The sequence below is a fragment of the Herbidospora sp. RD11066 genome (assembly GCF_054661255.1).
This window is the reverse complement of record NZ_BAAGDO010000211.1, coordinates 1-260: the sequence shown is the minus strand read 5'-3', so window position 1 is coordinate 260 and position 260 is coordinate 1. Positions and strand designations below refer to the sequence as shown.

Annotated in this window: 1 protein-coding gene; it reads right to left on the bottom strand. The window is 50.0% G+C overall.

Annotation, left to right across the window (positions count from 1 at the left end; genetic code table 11):
* The coding region (locus ACYQ78_RS39765) for an aconitase X swivel domain-containing protein (protein WP_459806171.1) at positions 1–260 on the bottom strand (260 nt) is incomplete at both ends.

Here is a 260-nt window from a genome sequence, read left to right as displayed (position 1 = left end):
GCTGTTCTCCAAGTGGATATGGCTTTAAAAGCAGATTCCTCTAAACACAGCACTGGCAACTTCTTGTTGAAGAGTTCCTCTGCAACGATTGCCCCCAGTGCGATGATCTCATCGGTGTGGCACAAGACAATTGCAGCAGGCGCATTTCCGTTCAGCAAGAGTTCCAAGATCACTTGACTTCCAGTGCATGAGCCTCGTCCTGCTGGAATGGCTAGGATCTTTCCATGGAGGCTGAGTCCAGAAAGTGGGTGATGCCTATC